Source organism: Microbacterium sp. Se63.02b (genome assembly GCF_014171575.1).
Classification (GTDB): domain Bacteria; phylum Actinomycetota; class Actinomycetes; order Actinomycetales; family Microbacteriaceae; genus Microbacterium.
In genome coordinates this window covers 1,237,504-1,255,862 of sequence record NZ_CP050453.1, presented here as the reverse complement: position 1 = coordinate 1,255,862, position 18,359 = coordinate 1,237,504, and the positions used below count along the sequence as shown (strand labels likewise).

Here is an 18,359-nt window from a genome sequence, read left to right as displayed (position 1 = left end):
AGTCGATCCGCAGTTCCTATGCGGGGACCGCCCTGTTCGAGAGGTCCACCGCTGCGAGCAATCCTCCGATGCCTACCGCACCGTCCACCAGAGCCGTGCGCAGGGCGGGCCATCGCGCCGGAAACCGGGCGCTGGTCATCAGCGCGTCGTCTCGCCGCACAGCCTTCTCGGCCTTCACCACCCGTGACGCCCCGGCCGCGTTCGTCCGCAGCATCCGCTGCAGCAACTCGTTCATCCTCCGGCATCCGAATCGCACGCAGAACGCCCGATCTCTCTCCCCCCCCCCCCTCGCCGGACGGGCATCCACCGACGCGACCGTCTCGACGATCACCGCATCCAGCCGTCGGCGGACGGCGCCCGCCTTTCGCGGGACCGCCATCTTCACATCGTCATTAGGCTCCGCGATCGCTTCGGAGCGCAGCATCGCCTCCAGGTCGGCGACGACCCGACTGAGCACATCCGTGGTTTTTTCATACTCCGAGTCAACTCGGGACATCCGACATTCGTGGGCTGAAAAACACAGGTCGAGGCATAATTTCGGAATGCGCGAATGGGCCAAGCTGGCCTCCGCAGGCCGGGAGGAATCACCATCTCCACAGCCCTCGGCGATCCCGCATCCGGATATGCGCGAACGTCGGTCGCCCCCTTCAGCCTGTCCCTACCCACAGCCGAGCAGACACCTACGGCCACCTCATCGAGGACGCCGAAGACCCGGCCCTTTACGAAGGGAACACCCGTAAATGCCGCGGCGGATCGCCTCCCGCACCTCGCAACACAACATGCCCCCTCTAGGCGGCCCTGGTATGCCTGCGACACGTTCAGCCCTTCGCGTAGTCCTCGAAGATCAGGGTGGTCCGCGTCGAGCGGATCGACGGGATCGCCTGGATGTCCTCCAGCACGATGCGCCGCAGATCTCGCGCGTCGTTGGCGCGCACCAGCAGGATCACGTCGAAGTCGCCGCCGACGAGCGCCATGTGCTCGATCTCGGGGATCGCCCGCAGTCGTGCGCTCACCTCCTGCCACGTCGCCTGCTCGATGGCGAGGGTGACGTGTGCGCTCGCGTGGTGTCCGAGCAGCACGGGATCGGTCCTGACCGTGTAGCCCGTGATCACGCCGGCCTCGGTGAGGCGCTTGATGCGCGCGTGTGCACCGGCCCTCGAGATGTGCACGGCATCGGCGATCGCCGTCATCGACGAACGGGCGTCGCGACGCAGCTCCTCGAGAATCGCACGATCCGTCTCATCGATGGCGACCATGTCGACCTCTCTGCTCGGGAAGAATTACTGACACTTCGATCAAGAATGCCTCAATCCTCGCCCTTTCATCCACGATTCGGCAATTGATCTTGGATGACTGTCGCGCCTCGGGGCATGCTTTCCCCATCGAGTTCGGCAAGGAGGACGAACGCATGCTGCACACCGACATGCTTCCGCGAGACACCGCGGTGCGACTGATCGACGAGAACGGGGCGACGGTCGCGGATGACCGATACGCGCTTCCCGACGCCGACACCCTCCTGGCCGCCTATCGCGGTCTCGTCGAGGGCAGGCGGATCAACGATCAGGCCGGCGCTCTCGTCCGCCAGGGCCGACTGGCCGTGTACCCCTCGTCGCACGGGCAGGAAGCATGCCAGGTCGGGGCTGCGATGGTCCTGGGCGCTGGCGACTGGCTGTTCCCGACCTACCGCGACTCGGTCGCCGTGATCGCCCGCGGAGTCGAGCCCGCAGACGCGATGGTGCTCCTCAAGGGCGACTGGCACTCGGGGTACGACGTCCGTGCGCACCGGGTCGCTCCGCAGGCGACCCCGCTCGCCACCCAGCTGCTCCACGCGGTCGGTTTCGCGCACGCCGCGAAGCGCCGCGGCGAAGACACCGTCGTGCTCGCCCTCTGCGGCGACGGCGCCACCAGCGAAGGCGACTTCCACGAAGCGTTGAACTTCGCCGCCGTCTTCCACGTCCCCGTCGTGTTCTTCGTGCAGAACAACGAGTTCGCGATCTCCGTGCCGCTGTCCCGCCAGAGCGCCGCTCCGTCCCTCGCCCACAAGGCGATCGGTTACAGGATGCCGGGCGAGCGCGTCGACGGCAACGATGTGGCCGCCGTGCTCGCGGTCCTCGGCGGAGCGGTCGAGCGCGCCCGCACCGGCGGCGGCCCGTCTCTCGTCGAGGCGCACACGTACCGGATGCAGGCGCACACGAATGCCGACGACGACACGCGTTACCGCGAGCGCGAGGAGGTGCAGGCGTGGATCGCGCGCGATCCGCTGCGCCGCCTGCGAGCGCATCTCTCCTCGACGGGAGCTCTCGACGCCGACGCCGAAGAGCGCTTCGCGAACGGCGCGGAGGAGATCGCCGCCGCGATGCGCACCGCGCTCAACACCGATGCCGACCTCGACCCCGAAGACCTGTTCCGATTCGTGACGACGCACCGCTCACCCCAGCTCGAGGAGCAGTGGCACCTGCTGCGCGAGGAGATCGAGCGGTCGCGACTCGACGACGCGGCGACGGCTCCGAACGGAGGACACCGATGACCATCGCACAGAACGCCGCCGGCACCACGCACGACGCCACCACCGACGGCGGCGCCGTGGACCATGCCGGCACAGTGACGACGATGACCATGGCCGGAGCGCTGAACACGGCGCTCGCGGACGCGATCGAGTCGGACCCGGATGTGATCGTCTTCGGCGAGGACGTCGGGGCGCTCGGTGGAGTCTTCCGCATCACCGACGGCCTCACGGCGCGCTTCGGCGAGGAACGCTGCTTCGACACCCCTCTCGCGGAGTCCGGCATCGTCGGCACCGCCGTCGGCATGGCCATGAACGGCATGCGACCCGTGATCGAGATGCAGTTCGACGCTTTCGCCCTGCCCGCCTTCGAGCAGGTCGTCAGCCACGTCGCCAAACTCGGCAACCGGACCCGCGGGGGCATGCGGATGCCGCTGGTGATCCGCATCCCCTTCGGCGGCGGCATCGGCGGAGTCGAGCACCACTGCGACTCCTCCGAGGCGTACTACGCGCACACCCCTGGCCTGACGGTGGTCAGCCCGTCCACCCCGCAGGATGCGTACTCCCTGCTGCGTGCCGCGATCGCCTCCCCCGACCCCGTGATCTTCCTCGAACCGAAGAAGCTGTATTGGATGAAGGGCGAGGTCGACACGTCGATCACCGCCGAACTCGGCACCGCACGCGTCGCCCGGGCGGGCACCGACGTGACTCTCCTCGCGTACGGCGCCTCGGTACCCCTCGCTCTCGAGGTCGCTGAGGTCGCCGCCGCGGAGGGCGCAGCGTCCAGGTCGTCGATGTCCGCTCGCTCTCGCCGTTCGACGACGCGACCGTGACGGCGGCGGTGAAGTCGACCGGTCGCGCCGTGGTGGTCGCCGAAGCACCGGGCTATGTGAGCGTCGCCTCCGAGATCCAGGCGCGCGTGTTCGAGCGGTGCTTCGAATACCTCGCGGCCCCCGTGCGCAGGGTCACCGGGTTCGACACGCCCTACGCCCCTCCGAAGTTCGAGCACTGGTACCTGCCCGACGTCGACCGTGTGCTCGACGCGATCGACACGCTGCACTGGGATGAGGACGCATGAGCACGCCCCTGAAACCACGCACCCGCACGCAGGTGTTCCGGCTCCCCGACCTCGGCGAGGGACTGACCGAGGCAGGTCTCGTGCAGTGGCTCGTCGCCGTCGGCGACACGATCACCACCGACCAGCCCATCGCCGAGGTCGAGACCGCGAAGAGCGTCGTGGAGCTGCCATCGCCCTTCGCCGGCGTCGTCACCGCTCTGCATGGCACAGCCGGCGACACGATCGACGTCGGAGCACCCGTGCTCGAAGTCGCCGACCCCGACGCCTCTGACGGCCCAGACGACGAAGCCGCTGCGGTCATGCCGGATCCGGACGCCGCGAGCACCGATGCCGGGACGCCCGACGGCACCGAGCACGAGGCCTACCGCCAGGAGGAACGCGCGGGCTCCGGCAACGTGCTGATCGGTTACGGCACCACCGCACGCACGACGAAGGGGCGTCGCCGCCCGCCCGCACGCGCGACCGCTGCGGCAGCTGCACCCGCACCCGCGGCTGTCACGCCCGCGGAAGCCGCTCCGGCCGTGACTCCCGATCGCCGCCCGATCGCCGTGCGCTCTCCGCTCGTGCGGCGCCTCGCTCGGGATCTGGGCCTCGACGTCCACTCGATCAGTGCGACCGGCGCCGATGGAGCGATCACGCGCGCCGACGTGCTGCGCGCCGCGGTCGAGAACGCGGTCGACGGCGTCGCCGCGCACCAGCGGGTCGACGGCCCCGCAGGCGTGCACACCGACACCGACGCGGCGACCGGCTCGAGGGAGAACGTCGACGGCCTCACGGTGACCTCCCGCGAACGCCTGTCGCCGCTGCGGCGTGCCGTGAGCGCGAAGCTCTCCGCAGCCGCTCCGAGATCCCGGAGGCGACGGTCTGGGTCGACGTCGATGCCACGGCGTTCTGGGAGCTGCGCGCGCAGATGGCCCCGGAGGAGGAAAGGCCCCGTCCGTGACGGCTCTCCTCGCGCGGTTCGTTCTGCTCGCCCTCGCCGAATACCCCGTCCTCGCCTCTCGCCTCAGCGAGACAGCCGAGGAGCTGATCTCCTTCGACGGGGTGAACCTGGGCATCGCCGCCGACACCGAGCGCGGGTTGCTGGTTCCCGTCATCCCCGACGCACACACCTTGACCATCGAGCAGCTCGATGCCGCGCTGCGCGAGGTCGCCGCGACCGCCAGGGCGGGCACGATGCCACCGGAGCGTCTGCGGGGATCGACGTTCACCCTGAACAACTACGGCGGTCTGGGTGTCGACGGGTCGGCCGCGATCATCAATCATCCCGACGTCGCGATCCTCGGCATCGGCCGGATCATCGAGCGGCCGTGGGTCGTCGACGGCGCGATCGTCCCCGGCGCATCGCCCAGTTGTCGCTCGCGTTCGACCACCGGGTGTGCGACGGCGGGTACGCGGCGGGATTCCTGCGGCGCGTGACCGCGCTCATCGAGCATCCGCTGCGCGCCTTCGTCAAGGTATGACGCGGGTGCCGCATCGCAGCGCCGTGCGCGACCATGGGATGATTACTATACGATCGGTCAGTAAATCGGGACCGGACGGACGCCGGACGGGCCCCCACCGAGACGACGCAGTCAGGAGATCCGCATGACCGAGGCATACCTCGTCGGAGGAGCGCGCACCCCGGTCGGGCGCTACGGAGGCGCCCTCGCGTCCATCCGTCCCGACGACCTCGCGGCGGTCGTCGTCGCCGAGGCCGTGCGGCGGGCGGGCATCGATGCCGGAGACGTCGAGATCGACGAGGTGATCCTCGGTGCGGCCAACCAGGCAGGCGAAGACAACCGCAACGTCGCCAGGATGGCCGTGCTGCTCGCCGGGCTCCCCGACAGCGTGCCCGGCATCACGGTGAACCGGCTGTGCGCCTCCGGGATGTCGGCCGTTGCCATGGCGGCGCAGGCGATCCGCGCCGGCGATGCCGACCTCATCGTCGCCGGGGGCGTCGAGTCCATGACCCGTGCGCCCTGGGTGCAGGCCAAACCCGAGAAGGCCTGGGCCAAGCCCGGCGCGGCGTTCGACACGTCGATCGGATGGCGCTTCCCGAATCCCCGTCTCGTCGCCCGCGACAAGGCGACCTTCTCGATGCCGGAGACGGCGGAAGAGGTCGCCAGGATCGACGGGATCACCCGCGAGGAGGCCGATGCCTTCGCGCTCCGGTCGCAACAGCGCGCGGCCGCGGCGATCGCAGCCGGACGCTTCGACGCCGAGATCGTCGGCGTCCAGGTCGGCGCCGACGAGGTGCGGGTCGACGAGGGTCCGCGACCCGCGACGACGCCCGAGGCGCTCGCGCGTCTGCGACCCGTGGTGGCCGGTGGTCGGGTCGTGACGGCCGGCAACTCGAGCGCGCTCAACGACGGCGCGTCGGCGATCGTGGTGGCGAGCGCCGCCGCGGTCGAGCGCCACGGCCTCGTGCCCCGCGCCCGCATCGTCGTCGGCACCAGCGTGGGTCTCGCGCCGGAGGTCATGGGCCTCGGCCCCGTCCCCGCCACGCAGAAGGCCCTCCGCCGCTCCGGACTCTCGGTCGACGATCTGGGTTCGGTCGAGCTCAACGAGGCCTTCGCCACGCAGTCGATCGCGTGCATCCGGCGGCTCGGCCTCGACGAGGAGCGTGTCAACGCCGACGGCGGGGCGATCGCGCTCGGACATCCGCTCGGTTCGTCCGGATCCCGACTCCTCATCACTCTGCTCGGTCGCATGGAGCGCGAGGGCTCCCGTCACGGACTCGCCACGATGTGCGTCGGCGTCGGCCAGGGTGCAGCCATGATCCTGGAGCGGGTGTGATGCACACGCAACCGGATGCCGATGCTCCCCTGCTCGTCGAGCGGCACACTCACCATGTGATCGCCACGCTCAACCGCCCGCACAGACGCAACGCGATCGATCAGGCGACCATCGACGCGCTCCACATCCTCTGCGCCGAACTCGAGGAAGCCCCGAAGACGCTGGTCCTCGCCGGTGCGGACGGGGTGTTCGCCGCCGGGGCCGACATCGCCGAACTCCGCGAACGACGAGCGCCCGATGCGCTGCGCGGCATCAACACGAACGCCTTCGTGCGACTCTCCGAGCTGCCGATGCCCGTGATCGCCGCGGTCGACGGCTATGCGCTCGGCGGCGGCGCCGAACTCGCCTACGCCGCAGACATCCGCATCGCGACACCCACGCTCGCGATCGGCAACCCGGAGACGGGCCTCGGGATCATCGCCGCCGCCGGTGCGAGCTGGCGTCTGAAGGAGATCGTCGGCGATGCCAGGGCGATCGAGCTGCTCCTCACCGGACGCACGGTGCGGGCCGAGGAGGCCCTGCGCATCGGCCTCGTCTCGGCGATCCACGACAGCGGCGACCTCCTCGCCGCGGCCGAGGCCATCGCCGCCCGGATCGCCCGCAACGATCCCGCCGCGACCATCGCCACCAAGAGCGTCTTCCGCGCCCCGCGCGACCACCACCGCCGCCGACCTCGAGGCACAGGCCGTGCTCTTCGAGAGCCCGGAGAAGTTCCGGCGGATGACCGATTTCCTGGAGCGGAGAGACCGATGACCGCGAGCAGTCCCCCCGGCCCCGCACGCGTCGGGGTACTCGGCGGCGGGCGCATGGGAACCGGCATCGCCCATGCGTTCCTGTTGGCAGGATCCCGCGTCAGCGTCGTCGAGCGCGACGCGGATTCCGCCGATACCGCCGCCGCGCGGGTACGGGAGTCCCTCGACGCCTCTATCCTCCGCGGCACGGCGGGCGAGCCGATCGACGCCTACCTCGCCCGCTTCGACACCGGCACGGATATGGCGCTGCTCGCACGATGCGATCTCGTGGTCGAGGCGGTCCCCGAGGACATCGCGCTCAAGACCGAGGCGCTCACCCGCGTCGAGGCGCAGCTCGGACCGGACGCGGTTCTCGCCTCGAACACCTCGTCCATCTCGATCGATGAGCTCGCCGCGGTGCTGGAGCGGCCGTCGCGCTTCGTGGGGATGCACTTCTTCAACCCCGTGCCGGCGTCCACCCTCGTCGAGATCGTGCGCGGGGCGGCGACCGCTCCCCGGTCGTCGAGTCGGTGCGCGGGTGGGTGCAGGCGCTCGGCAAGACGCCCATCGTGGTGGCGGATGCTCCCGGCTTCGCGTCGTCGCGGCTCGGGGTCGCGCTCGGCCTCGAGGCGATCCGCATGCTCGAGGAGGGCATCGCCTCGGCCGAAGACATCGACACCGCCATGACGCTGGGCTACAAGCACCCGGTGGGGCCGCTCCGCCTCACAGACATCGTGGGGCTCGATGTGCGCCTCGGCATCGCCGAGTACCTCGCAGCGCACCTCGGCGAGCGCTTCGACCCCCGGCCCTGCTGCGTCGTCTCGTCGCCGAGGGCCACCTCGGGCGGAAGACGGGCCGCGGCTTCTACGAATGGGACGCCTCATGAAGGGAAACACATGACCGAGATCCTGCCCAGCTACGTGCAGGACGCGTGGTGGAGGCCCGACGCCGATGCCGACGTGACCGAGGTGCGCGACGCGTCGACCGGCGAGGTGGTCGCACGCGTGTCGACCGAGGGCATCGACCTCGGCGCGGTTCTCGCCCACGCGCGGCAGGCCGGACAGGCCTCGCTCGGCGAGCTCACCTTCCATCAGCGCGCCGTGCGGTTGAAGCAGCTTGCTCTGGCCCTCACGGAGCGCAAGGCGGAGCTCTACGACATGTCGAGCCGCACGGGCGCCACGACGCAGGACTCCTGGGTCGACATCGACGGCGGCACCGGCGTCCTGTTCGCATACTCGAGCAAGGGTCGACGCGAGCTGCCGAACGCGAAGGTGTACGTCGACGGCGCCGTCGAGAACCTCTCCAGGGACGGGTCGTTCCTCGGCCGCCACATCTACACGCGCCTGCCCGGTGCCGCGGTGCAGATCAACGCCTTCAACTTCCCCGTGTGGGGCTCGCTGGAGAAGTTCGCCCCCGCGTTCCTCGCCGGCGTGCCCACCGTCGTGAAGCCCGCGACCCCGACCGGGTACCTCGCCGAGGCGATGGTGCGCATCATGGTCGAGTCAGGACTGCTGCCCGACGGCTCGCTGCAGCTCGTGTCCGGCAGCGTCCCCGGGCTCTTCGAGGAACTGCAGCTGGGCGACCTGGTGGCTTTCACGGGCTCGGCGTCGACGGCGGAGCGCCTGCGGTCGCATGACGCCGTGCAGACCGGCGGCGTGCGCTTCACGAGCGAGACCGACTCCATCAACGCGTCGATCCTGGGAACCGACGCGATCGCCGGCACACCGGAGTTCGACGCCTATGTGAAGCAGCTCGTCGCCGAGATGACATCCAAGGCCGGGCAGAAGTGCACGGCGATCCGACGCGCGATCGTGCCGACTTCCGTGGTCGACGACGTGATCGCCGCGGTACAGGCACGCCTCTCGGAGCGTGTCGTGCTCGGCGACCCGAGGGCGGAGGGCGTGACCATGGGACCGCTGGCCTCGACCGCGCAGCGCGACGAGGTGCTGCGCCAGGTCGCGCGACTGCAGGACGGCGGCGGCGAACTCGTGATCGGGTCGACCGAGGCGCCCGAAGTGCGCCACCGTGACGGCGGCGAAGGTCCCGCACCCGACGGCGCGTTCCTCTCACCGATGCTGCTGCGCTTCGCCGACCCCGAGAGCCCGGCCGTCAACGAGATCGAGGCGTTCGGTCCGGTCTCGAGCATCGTCGGCTATCGCACGCTCGATGAGGCGAGCGCCCTGGTGGCTCGCGGCGGTGGATCGCTGGTCACGAGCGTGGCGACGCACGACCCCGAGGTCGCCGTCGCGCTCACCACCGGGATGGCTGCGTACAACGGGCGTGTGCTCTTCCTCGACCGCGACGACGCGCGAAGCTCGACGGGCCACGGCTCTCCCCTCCCGAACCTCGTGCACGGGGGCCGGGTCGCGCGGGTGGAGGCGAGGAGCTCGGAGGATCCGTGCGGTGCTGCACCACATGCAGCGCACCGCCGTCCAGGGCTCTCCCGCGATGATGACGGCTCTGACCGGCGTGTGGCATCAGGGCGCAGAGGCGCGTCCGTTCGCGGAGACCGACGGCGTGCATCCGTTCCGCAAGTCGCTGGCCGAGCTGCACATCGGCGATCAGGTCGCGAGCGGTTCGCGCACGGTCGCGCTCGAAGACATCGAGACGTTCGCGGCGTTCACGGGCGATACCTTCTACGCCCACATGGACGAGGCCTCGGCGGCCGCCAACCCGTTCTTCCCCGGCCGTGTCGCGCACGGATACCTGCTCGTGTCGTGGGCGGCCGGCCTCTTCGTCGACCCGGCGCCCGGCCCCGTGCTCGCGAACTCCGGCCTGGAGAACCTGCGATTCGTGACGCCCGTGTCCCCGGAGACGAGATCCGCGTCGAGCTCACCGCGAAGCAGATCACCCCGCGCGAGACCGACGAGTACGGCGAGGTGCGCTGGGACGCGGTGCTGAAGAACCAGAGGGATGAGATCGTGGCCACCTACGACGTGCTGACGCTGGTCGCGAAGGAGCAGTCGGCGGCATAGACGCGTCGACGAGGGCGTCGGTCAGTCCGTCGAGGCGTCCTCGCGACGACGCAGGCCGTCCAGCGCGATCGCGACGACGTCGTCTGCGAGACGATCGGCACCCTCGCGACCGCCGGGGCGATACCACTCGACGATCGAGTTGATCATGCCGAAAGACAGACGTGCGACGACGCTGGCATCGATGTCGGCGCGCAGCGAGCCCTCGGCCTGGGCCTCGGTCACCAGCGCGGTGATCCTGCGGTCGAACGCGCGGCGTCGGGTGAGCGCGCGGCGCTCCACATCGGTGTTGCCGCGAACGCGCAGGAGCAGGGTCACCGCCGGGAGCTGGTCGACCAGCACGTGGACCGCACCACGCAGCACGTGCTCCAGGCGCATCACGGCGTCGGTCCCCGGCGCGGAGTCCGCGTCCGGAAGCGGATCCTCCACCACGGCCTCGAGTCCGCTCAGTGCGGCATCGAGGGCGAGGTCGAGCATCTCGTCCTTCGAGCCGAAGTGATGATAGATGGCCGATTTGAGAGCCCGAGCCGCTCGGCCAGCATCCCGATCGACGTGGCGTCGTACCCGTGCTCGTTGAACGCGGCGACGGCGACGGCGAGGATGCCCTGCTGGTCATACCCCGGGCGGCCTCGTCGCGTCGTCTGCGTCATCACCACCCAGTCTCGCACGCGATCATGCCGGCCCAGGGAACCACGGCCGTGAGACCTCCGGGGTCTCCGCCCGCGATCACCGCAGATCGTAGACGCGCTGGTACTTCCCCTCGCTGCGCGGGAGTGCGCCGGGTTCTTCCAGACGGACGGCGACCGTGGTCCCGATGAACACCTTGATCCGCTGCGCCAGCACCTCGGCGGCACTCGCACAGGTCTCGACCGACAGGTCGGGATGACGCTCGATGCGCACGGTCATCGCGTCCATCCGCCCGTCCTTGGACAGTTCGAGGACGAAGTGCGGGGTCAGCTGCTCGATGCCGAGGACGAGCTCTTCGATCTGGGTCGGGAAGAGATTCACGCCACGCAGGATGATCATGTCGTCGTTGCGGCCGGTGATCTTCTCCATGCGCCGCATCCCCGGCCGCGCGGTGCCGGGCAGAAGGCGGGTGAGGTCGCGGGTGCGGTAGCGGATGACGGGGAACGCCTCTTTGGTGAGCGACGTGAACACGAGCTCCCCGAGTTCGCCGTCCGGCAGCGCCGCTCGGGTCTCCGAGTCGATGACCTCCGGGAGGAAGTGGTCTTCCCACAGATGCGGACCGTCCTTGGTCTCGAGGCATTCGTTGCCCACTCCGGGTCCCATCACCTCGCTGAGGCCGTAGATGTCGAGAGCATCGATGCCGAGGCGCTTCTCGAGCTCGTACCGCATCTCGTTCGACCAGGGCTCGGCGCCGAGCACGGCCACCTTCAGCGAGGTGGAGCGCGGATCGATCCCCTGTGCGGCCATCGCATCCGCGATCGTGAGCAGATAGCTCGGGGTGCACAGGATCGCCTCCGGCGCGAAGTCGCGGATGAGCTGCACCTGCCTCGCGGTCTGCCCGCCCGACATGGGGATCACGGTGGCGCCGAGGGCTTCGATCCCCGCATGGGCTCCGAGCCCGCCGGTGAACAGTCCGTAGCCGTAGGCGTTGTGCACCTTCATCCCACGTCGGATGCCGCTGGCTCGCAGCGAACGCGCGACGAGCGAGCCCCACCGGTCGAGGTCGCCCTTGGTGTATCCGACGACGGTCGGACGCCCGGTGGTTCCGCTCGACGCATGGATGCGCGCGACCTCGTCCATCGGCACCGCGAACATGCCGAACGGATATGTCGACCGCAGATCCTCCTTGGTCGTGAACGGGAGCCGCCGTACGTCCTCGAGGCTGCGGATGTCTTCGGGGTGCACGCCGGCCTCGTCGAACTTCGCGGTGTACAGCGGCACGTCCGCATACGCGTGGCGCACCGTCCACTGGAGTCGTTCGAGCTGGAGCGCGGCGATCTCCTCGCGGCTCATGCGTTCCTCGGGGTCCAGGTCGTCCGGGGAGGGCGGGCGGATGGCGGAAGAGGATGCGGTCGTCGTCGACACGTGATGCTCCGTCAGATCGGTGGGCGGTCAGAGGACACGACTGGTGGTGCGCGAGCGTCCACGGAACTCGGCGACGGGATCGCCGAGTTCGTCGACCACCGTGACGTCGTAGATACCGGAGCGACCGGTGCGCGAACGGCGGATCGCCGTGGCCGTCAGCGTCTGGCCGGCGACGGTCGACTTCAGGAACGAGATGTCGGCTCCCGCCGCCACCGTGACGCGATCGTCTTCGTTGCAGGCGATCGCGAAGGCTGTGTCTGCGAGCGCGAACACGAGGCCGCCGTGGGTGATGTGGAAGCCGTTGGTCATGTCTTCCCTGACCCGCATCGACACCACCGCGTGCCCGGGCTCATCACGCTCGACGACGAGACCCAGCATCGCCGCTGCACGATCGCGCTCCATCATGGATCGGCTCCCCCGACCGTTTCCCGATGCTTCGCTCGTGATGTCCGTCATCGCCGACCTCCTCGTGGCGCTCCGCTACGAGACGCCGACGTCCCGCCCGGCCATACTAACCGACCGATCGGTCAGGAATACAGCAGCGCGGCGGTCGGCTCAGCGCCGCGTTGCTCACCCCACGCCGAGCGGCGGTGCGAACGTCGCATCCTCGGCCGTCACTCCCGTGATGACAGCCGATGCGTCCGCGTAGTCCCGGTCGGCACGGAATCGGATCACTCCGCCGTCCCGCGACGCCCACTGGTAGAAGTACTCGCCGGACGAGACGACGCGGATGAACGTGCCCCGGGGAAGGCCGCGGCAGCGTCGGAGAGAGACGCGCCGATGCGCACGGCGCCCGCAGCGGGAGTGCCGCACCATCCGGCTCGACATCGCCCTCCATGTTCGCGATACCGGCAGTCACCCCGATCAGCGTCGCCCCGTCGTCCGTGAAGTGCAGCACGAGCGATTCGTCGCCGTCGCCGCTCCAGAGCCGCGCGAAGGAGTCGGTCCACTCGACCTCCTCCACGGTCGCACCGGGAACGGCCGCGAGCGCCGACTCCCGGTCGGCGCCGAAGATGAGCGGCCCCACGCCGGCGCCCGACAGCTGCCACTCGCTCCATGGCGCGGCGGGATCGGTCGGCGTCGGCGTCTCCGTCGCCGGCGGGTTGTCGGTCAGGTCGGTGATCAGCGCCGCCTTCGCCTCGACCGCGCGGTCGCGCAGCAGCAGAGCGGCGCGCTCCGCATCGAACTCCGAGCCGTCGAGCGCGGGCTGCCACAGCTCCACGAGCACGTTGCCGACGGACGCGAACCCGTGGTGCACGCGCCACCGGCTCCCGGAGCTGTCGAGCGTGAGGGTGCCGGCGAAGGCGCGCACGCCCTCGAGTTCCGGTGCCACCGCGGTCTCGAACGTGCCGGGACCCTGGGCGTCGAACTGTGCGCAGTGGTCGATCGTCGACGTGAGCTGATCCATCCGCGTCGACGCCTGCTCCTCCGAGGCGAACTGAAGGATCTGCTGTCGCCCGCTGTTGCTCGAATCCTCCGGATCCTTCCACGGCACGGTGCGCGCTGCGACGCTGCGCATCGACATCTCGCTGAGGAGCAGCACGCAGACGGACGGGTCGAAGTCCGGTCCACCGCCGTCCGAGTACTGCAGCAGCTCATCGGTCACCGCGCCCGCCGGAGCGGCACCGGGAAGCAGGCCGGCGACTTCGTCCGGGCTCAGCGCGAACGCGACGAGGTCGTCACCCGCGAACGTCAACGGGCCTGTGTAGGGATCCGGCGTCGGCGAGGTCGTGGTGGTGGGGGTCGCGCTCGGCTTCGCCTCCGCCTTCGGTTCCGCGGCGCACGCGGGGAGCGCCATCAACACGACCACCATCACCGCGGCCGCAACCCCCGAACCGCGTGTGTTCTCGCGCGATCGCCTGCTGGATGCCATGACCCCTCCGTTGGTGTTCGCACCCCTGTGCGGGGTCCCCTGCGCACACCGTATCGAGGGAGACGGCTGCGGGAACAGAGGGCGATATATTCTGGTATCAGACCGAGATGATCTTCATGCCGTACCCGGAATACACGATCAGCGCGACGCGGCACCTGTCCCGTCGCCCTGCACTGCGGCTCGGGCCGCAGCGGCTGTCGGAGCGCCGAGCGCCGCCTTCGCCGCGCGGCGGCACTCCTCCTCGGTCACGGCGTCCAATGCCGCCGCCACGCGGCCCAGCGATCGCGACGTCATCGACAGCGACGTGACCCCGAGACCGACGAGCACCGGGGCGAGCGCGGGGTCGCCCCCGGCCTCCCCGCACACCCCGACGGGCTTCCCCGCGGCCCGCCCTGCCTCTCCGACGGCCCCGATCAGACGGAGGACCGCCGGCTGCCACGGATCGTTGAGATCGGCGAGATCGGCGAGCTGACGATCGGCCGCGAGGGTGTACTGCGCCAGGTCGTTGGTACCGAGGCTCACGAAGTCGACCACCTGGAACAGCTCGGCGGCGAGCAGCGCCGCGGCCGGAGTCTCGATCATGATGCCGACGCGCTCCAGCCCCGCGGCACGACACCGCTCGGCGAACGCGGCGGCCTCGTCCACCGTGGCGACCATCGGGGCCATGACCTCGATCTCGGCGGACTCGGCATCGGCCGCCGCGGCGAGCGCGTGCAGCTGATCGTCCAGCAGTGCGGGATTCCGACGGGCGATGCGCAGGCCCCGCACTCCCAGAGCCGGATTCTCTTCCTGCTCCGCGTTCGCGAAGGGCAACGGCTTGTCGCTCCCCGCGTCGAGAGTGCGCACGACCACCCGACGCCCGGGGAACGCCGCCAGCACGCCCCGGTATGCCGCGGTCTGCTCCGCGACAGACGGCGCATCCGTCCGGTCGAGGAAGCAGAACTCGGTGCGGAAGAGACCGACCCCTCGGCGTGCGCTGCGGCGGCGTTCTCGGCGTCGACGGCTCCGCCGACGTTCGCGAGGAGCGGGATGCGGTGTCCGTCGGCGAGACGCCCGATACCCCCGAACTCCACGACCGAGGCCACGGCCGCCGCCTCGGCGACACGCGCGGGCGGGGGTCGATCTCGACCGACCCACGTCCGCCGTCCACCAGAACCGTGGCGCCGACGGGGATGCCGACGGCGCCGGGCACACCGACGACGGCGGGAAGCCCCAACGACCGGGCGATGATCGCGGTGTGCGAGGTCGGGCCGCCCTGCTCCGTGACCAGCGCGACGCAGCGGCCGCCCGCGAGGGAGGCCGTGTCGGCCGGGGCGAGGTCGGTCGCGACGAGCACGAACGGCTCCTCCCGCTCCGGCACACCCGGCATGTCGACCTGGAGGATCTCGGCGATGATCCGGTCGCGCACATCGCGGATGTCGGCGACGCGCTCCGCCATCCGACCGCCCAACGCGGCGAGGCCCCTCTCGTGTTCGACGGCCGTCTCCCACACCGCCCCTGGCCGCGCTGCCCTGTGCCCTGACGAGCGCCGTCGCCTCGGACACCAGCTCAGGATCCGACGCCAGCAGCCGCGAGGCATCGAGGATCGCCCTGGTCTCGCCTGTGGCCTGCGCGGTGCGGGTCCGCAGCTGATCGGCGACGGCGACGGCAGCCCACTCGATCGCCGACACCTCAGCATCGCGCTCAGCCGGGGGATGACCACCTCGGCGTCGGGCTTGGTGACCGCGGGCGCGAGGTGCACGACGGGGGCGGCGACCCTGCCGGGACTCACGCCGCGTCCGTGCAGCACCGATCCGGAGACGACCTCGACGGGCGGTTCCGGGGACACGGCCGGCGCGGCGGCGGGAGCATCCGTGTCGGCTGTCGGCGCCGCCGCATCCGTCCCCTCGCCGAAGCCGTCGTCGAACAGCGCCGAGAGTCGGTCGAGCACGGAGGCGGCGTCGGCCCCGCGCGCACGGAGCTCGAGCTCGTCACCCTGCCTGGCCCCGAGGACCAGGAGGCGCGAGAGACTGGCGGCCGACGCATCCGGCCCGTCGGGAAGGCGCCGCAGACGCACATCCGCTCCGGCCGACGCCTCGGCGATCAGGGCAGCAGGGCGCGCGTGGAGCCCCTGAGGGTTGCGCACCCGTACGCGCCGCACGAGCACCTCGCCGTCTTCCGCTCCGTTCCCCGGCACCGCAGCCCCCGACGCCGTGTCGGATGCGACCGCCGTCTCGGATGCGATCGCGTCGCCGTGCTGGTCACTGAGCTGCCCCGTCTTCGCCCCCAGTGCCGCAGACGCCTCCGCGGCGACGGCGTCGAGCCCTCCCCGCAGCGGCGGCCACGACGGCCGCGAGCAGTCCCTCGACGAACGGGGCTGGTGCGAGTCGCACGGGAACGGCACTCGCGCGCGCAGTTCGAGTGCGAGTTCCGCGCTCAGGACGGCCGAGCCGAGGTCCATCAGGACCAGGACGCCGTCGCAGTCGGCCGCGAGGTCGTCGATCGCCGCCGCCACGGCGACGGCATCGGTACCGAGGATCGGCGTGCCGTCGCCGTCGACCCCGGCGCCGGCCGCCACCTGCACGCGCACTCCCCGCCCGGCACCATCTGCAGGGCAAGCTCCAGCGCCGCCTCCCCGAGCCGCGCGCTGTGGGAGACGGCGACGATGCCGATCATCCGGCGCTGCCAGCGACGGCCGCGGCGAGCGTGTCGAACAGGATCGCCGTGGAGGCGGCTCCCGGGTCGAGGTGCCCGGCGCTGCGCTCGCCGAGATAGCTCGCTCGTCCCTTGCGGGCGACGAGGGGCGCCGTCGCGTCGCGGCCGACCTCGGCGGCCTCCGCGGCAGGCCTGACGGCGTCGGCGACGGACGAGCCGCCCGCGAGCGCGGCGTCCAACGCATCGACGGCGGGCGCCATCGCGTCGAACATCGTCTTGTCCCCCGCCTCCGCCTTCCCCCGCGCGACGATGCCGTCGAGTCCCGCTCGCAGCGCGGCAGCGAGAGCGGGACCGTCGAGTTCCCGCACCGCCCCCGCGGTCATCCCCATCCGCAGGAAGAAGGTGCCGTAGAGCGGGCCGCTCGCTCCGCCCACCGAGCTCACGAGGGTCATGCCGACCGTCTTCAGCAGCTCATCGACCGTGGCAGGCGTCCCCGCGCCCAGCTTCTCCGCGACGGCACTCATGCCCCTGGCCATGTTGGCTCCGTGATCCGCGTCGCCGATCGCCGAGTCGAGTTCGGTGAGCCAGTCGCGCTTGTCGGTGACGGCGGTCCCGAAGCGCGTCACCCAGTCGGCGAGGACGGCGGTGTCGACGGCCGCCATCACGCGCCCCACCGCAGGCCGGGGTGTTCACCGGAGCATCCCACAGCCGCAGCAGCTCGTCGTCGGCCTTGAGCACCGTGACCGAGCAGCCGGCCATGTCGAGGGAGGTGATGTAGTTGCCGACGAGGTTCCTGGCGATCTGCACGCCGGACTTCTCGAGGATCGCCGCGACCTCGCCGTACATGAGGTACAGCTCGATGAGCGGTGTCGCGCCCATGCCGTTCAGCATCACGATCGCGGGTCCGGCAGCGTCGAGGTCGGAGAGGATCGGCTCGACCAGCTGACGGGCGATGTCGGATGCCGGGGCGAGCGGCTCGCGGTGACGGCCCGGTTCTCCGTGGATGCCGATGCCGATCTCCATCTGGTCGTCCGGCAGGTCGAAGGTCGGCTTGCCCGCGGCGGGCACGGTGCAGCTCGTGAGCGCCATCCCCATGGACCGGCCCTGTCCGTTGACCCTCTTCGCCAGCTCGACGACGGCGGCGAGGTCGCGCCCCTCCTCGGCGGCGGCGCCGACGATCTTCTCCAGCAGGACGGTCAGCCCCACCCCGCGGCGCCCTGCGGTGTACAGCGAGTCCTGCACGGCGACGTCGTCATCGACCGTGATGCTGCCCACCTCGATGCCTTCCATGGAGGCGAGCTCGGCGGCCATCTCGAAGTTCAGGACGTCTCCGGTGTAGTTCTTGACGATGTGCAGCACGCCGGCCCCCCGGTCGACGGCCTTGGTCGCGACCTGCACCCGGTCGGGAGTGGGAGACGTGAAGACCTCGCCGGCGACCGCCGCGTCGAGCATGCCGGTGCCGACGAAGCCGCCGTGCAGCGGTTCGTGCCCCGATCCGCCGCCGGAGACGATCGCGACCTTCCCCTGCTCCTTCGGGGTCGCCCGCGTGATGACGTGGTTCTCGAGGTCCACGGAGAGCTCCGGATGAGCGAGCGCGACACCCTTCAGAGACTCGACGAGGACGTCCTCGGGGGCGTTGATGAGCTTCTTCATCGTTCGATCTCCTTTGATCCATCGTGATTTTCGCAAAAATCGGAAAGCAATTCGTTAATGTCGAATATGCTCGGGGCCTGCCGGG

At 70.5% G+C, this 18,359-nt stretch carries 10 protein-coding genes and 11 pseudogenes; 9 read left to right on the top strand and 12 right to left on the bottom strand.

Features of this window, described 5'->3' with window-relative positions; genetic code table 11:
* Positions 1 to 16: 16 nt before the first annotated feature.
* Positions 17 to 496 (bottom strand): hypothetical protein, encoded by a 480-nt coding sequence (locus G4G29_RS06250; protein ID WP_210274246.1) that lies wholly within the window; start codon positions 494 to 496, stop codon positions 17 to 19.
* Between the two features lie 322 nt (positions 497 to 818).
* The gene (locus G4G29_RS06245; protein WP_183152194.1) at positions 819 to 1,256 is read right to left on the bottom strand and encodes an Lrp/AsnC family transcriptional regulator; all 438 of its coding nucleotides are present in this window, start codon (positions 1,254 to 1,256) and stop codon (positions 819 to 821) included.
* 152 nt (positions 1,257 to 1,408) lie between these two features.
* Here G4G29_RS06245 and G4G29_RS06240 point away from each other — a divergent pair, with 152 nt between their 5' ends.
* The 9 genes and pseudogenes from G4G29_RS06240 (at position 1,409) to paaZ (ending at position 10,065) form a co-directional block, all read left to right on the top strand.
* Positions 1,409 to 2,527 carry a thiamine pyrophosphate-dependent enzyme gene (locus G4G29_RS06240; RefSeq protein ID WP_183152193.1) on the top strand — a complete coding sequence of 373 codons (1,119 nt, stop codon included), beginning with the start codon at positions 1,409 to 1,411 and terminating at the stop codon, positions 2,525 to 2,527.
* Positions 2,528 to 2,610: 83 nt separating this feature from the next.
* Positions 2,611 to 3,581, top strand: a pseudogene (locus G4G29_RS06235) (alpha-ketoacid dehydrogenase subunit beta).
* Positions 3,578 to 4,222: pseudogene (locus G4G29_RS23875) on the top strand (biotin/lipoyl-containing protein); the annotation flags it as partial. The pseudogenes G4G29_RS06235 and G4G29_RS23875, both read left to right, overlap by 4 nt.
* A 298-nt stretch (positions 4,223 to 4,520) precedes the next feature.
* Positions 4,521 to 4,862 (top strand): annotated as a pseudogene (locus tag G4G29_RS23870) (2-oxo acid dehydrogenase subunit E2); the annotation flags it as partial.
* A 29-nt stretch (positions 4,863 to 4,891) separates the two neighbouring features.
* Positions 4,892 to 5,044: a 2-oxo acid dehydrogenase subunit E2 gene (locus G4G29_RS23865; protein WP_309491632.1), complete on the top strand. Its 153-nt coding sequence runs from the start codon at positions 4,892 to 4,894 to the stop codon at positions 5,042 to 5,044.
* Positions 5,045 to 5,168: 124 nt separating this feature from the next.
* On the top strand, positions 5,169 to 6,359 hold the full coding sequence (locus tag G4G29_RS06225) for an acetyl-CoA C-acyltransferase (protein ID WP_183152192.1): 1,191 nt from the start codon (positions 5,169 to 5,171) through the stop codon (positions 6,357 to 6,359).
* Positions 6,359 to 7,112 (top strand): annotated as a pseudogene (locus tag G4G29_RS06220) (enoyl-CoA hydratase/isomerase family protein). Before G4G29_RS06225 ends, G4G29_RS06220 begins: the two are co-directional and overlap by 1 nt.
* Positions 7,109 to 7,976: pseudogene (locus G4G29_RS06215) on the top strand (3-hydroxyacyl-CoA dehydrogenase family protein). The pseudogenes G4G29_RS06220 and G4G29_RS06215 overlap by 4 nt, the downstream one beginning before the upstream one ends.
* A gap of 10 nt (positions 7,977 to 7,986) precedes the next feature.
* Positions 7,987 to 10,065 (top strand): annotated as a pseudogene (gene paaZ, locus G4G29_RS06210) (phenylacetic acid degradation bifunctional protein PaaZ).
* 21 nt (positions 10,066 to 10,086) lie between these two features.
* On the opposite strand, the pseudogene G4G29_RS06205 reads toward paaZ, so the two are convergent.
* The 10 genes and pseudogenes from G4G29_RS06205 to dhaK all read right to left on the bottom strand — a co-directional run.
* Positions 10,087 to 10,712 (bottom strand): annotated as a pseudogene (locus G4G29_RS06205) (TetR/AcrR family transcriptional regulator).
* A 76-nt stretch (positions 10,713 to 10,788) separates the two neighbouring features.
* The gene (gene paaK, locus G4G29_RS06200) at positions 10,789 to 12,129 is read right to left on the bottom strand and encodes a phenylacetate--CoA ligase PaaK (RefSeq protein ID WP_183152767.1); all 1,341 of its coding nucleotides are present in this window, start codon (positions 12,127 to 12,129) and stop codon (positions 10,789 to 10,791) included.
* Between the two features lie 12 nt (positions 12,130 to 12,141).
* Positions 12,142 to 12,570 carry a hydroxyphenylacetyl-CoA thioesterase PaaI gene (gene paaI / locus G4G29_RS06195; RefSeq protein WP_183152191.1) on the bottom strand — a complete coding sequence of 143 codons (429 nt, stop codon included), beginning with the start codon at positions 12,568 to 12,570 and terminating at the stop codon, positions 12,142 to 12,144.
* Positions 12,571 to 12,625: 55 nt separating this feature from the next.
* Entirely contained in the window at positions 12,626 to 13,987 is a 1,362-nt protein-coding gene (locus tag G4G29_RS06190; RefSeq protein ID WP_183152190.1) for a sensor domain-containing protein, read from the bottom strand.
* Positions 13,988 to 14,125: 138 nt separating this feature from the next.
* Positions 14,126 to 15,124, bottom strand: coding sequence for a putative PEP-binding protein (locus G4G29_RS06185; RefSeq protein ID WP_244632451.1), 999 nt, complete (start codon positions 15,122 to 15,124; stop codon positions 14,126 to 14,128).
* 55 nt (positions 15,125 to 15,179) lie between these two features.
* Positions 15,180 to 15,275 (bottom strand): annotated as a pseudogene (locus tag G4G29_RS23860) (PEP-utilizing enzyme); the annotation flags it as partial.
* A gap of 271 nt (positions 15,276 to 15,546) precedes the next feature.
* Positions 15,547 to 15,657, bottom strand: a pseudogene (locus G4G29_RS21480) (hypothetical protein); the annotation flags it as partial.
* Between the two features lie 290 nt (positions 15,658 to 15,947).
* Positions 15,948 to 16,544, bottom strand: a pseudogene (locus G4G29_RS06180) (HPr family phosphocarrier protein); the annotation flags it as partial.
* Between the two features lie 94 nt (positions 16,545 to 16,638).
* Positions 16,639 to 17,283, bottom strand: coding sequence for a dihydroxyacetone kinase subunit DhaL (gene dhaL, locus G4G29_RS06175; protein WP_183152189.1), 645 nt, complete (start codon positions 17,281 to 17,283; stop codon positions 16,639 to 16,641).
* A 76-nt stretch (positions 17,284 to 17,359) separates the two neighbouring features.
* A pseudogene (dhaK, locus tag G4G29_RS06170) lies at positions 17,360 to 18,274 on the bottom strand (dihydroxyacetone kinase subunit DhaK); the annotation flags it as partial.
* Positions 18,275 to 18,359: the final 85 nt, after the last annotated feature.

Bases quoted from the DNA above. Each gene is read 5' to 3' on its own strand.
- G4G29_RS06250 (WP_210274246.1), bottom strand. From the start codon at position 496: ATGTCCCGAGTTGACTCGGAGTATGAAAAAACCACGGATGTGCTCAGT.
- G4G29_RS06245 (WP_183152194.1), bottom strand. From the start codon at position 1,256: ATGGTCGCCATCGATGAGACGGATCGTGCGATTCTCGAGGAGCTGCGT.
- G4G29_RS06240 (WP_183152193.1), top strand. From the start codon at position 1,409: ATGCTGCACACCGACATGCTTCCGCGAGACACCGCGGTGCGACTGATC.
- G4G29_RS06225 (WP_183152192.1), top strand. From the start codon at position 5,169: ATGACCGAGGCATACCTCGTCGGAGGAGCGCGCACCCCGGTCGGGCGC.
- paaI (WP_183152191.1), bottom strand. From the start codon at position 12,570: ATGACGGACATCACGAGCGAAGCATCGGGAAACGGTCGGGGGAGCCGA.
- G4G29_RS06190 (WP_183152190.1), bottom strand. From the start codon at position 13,987: ATGGCATCCAGCAGGCGATCGCGCGAGAACACACGCGGTTCGGGGGTT.
- dhaL (WP_183152189.1), bottom strand. From the start codon at position 17,283: ATGGCGGCCGTCGACACCGCCGTCCTCGCCGACTGGGTGACGCGCTTC.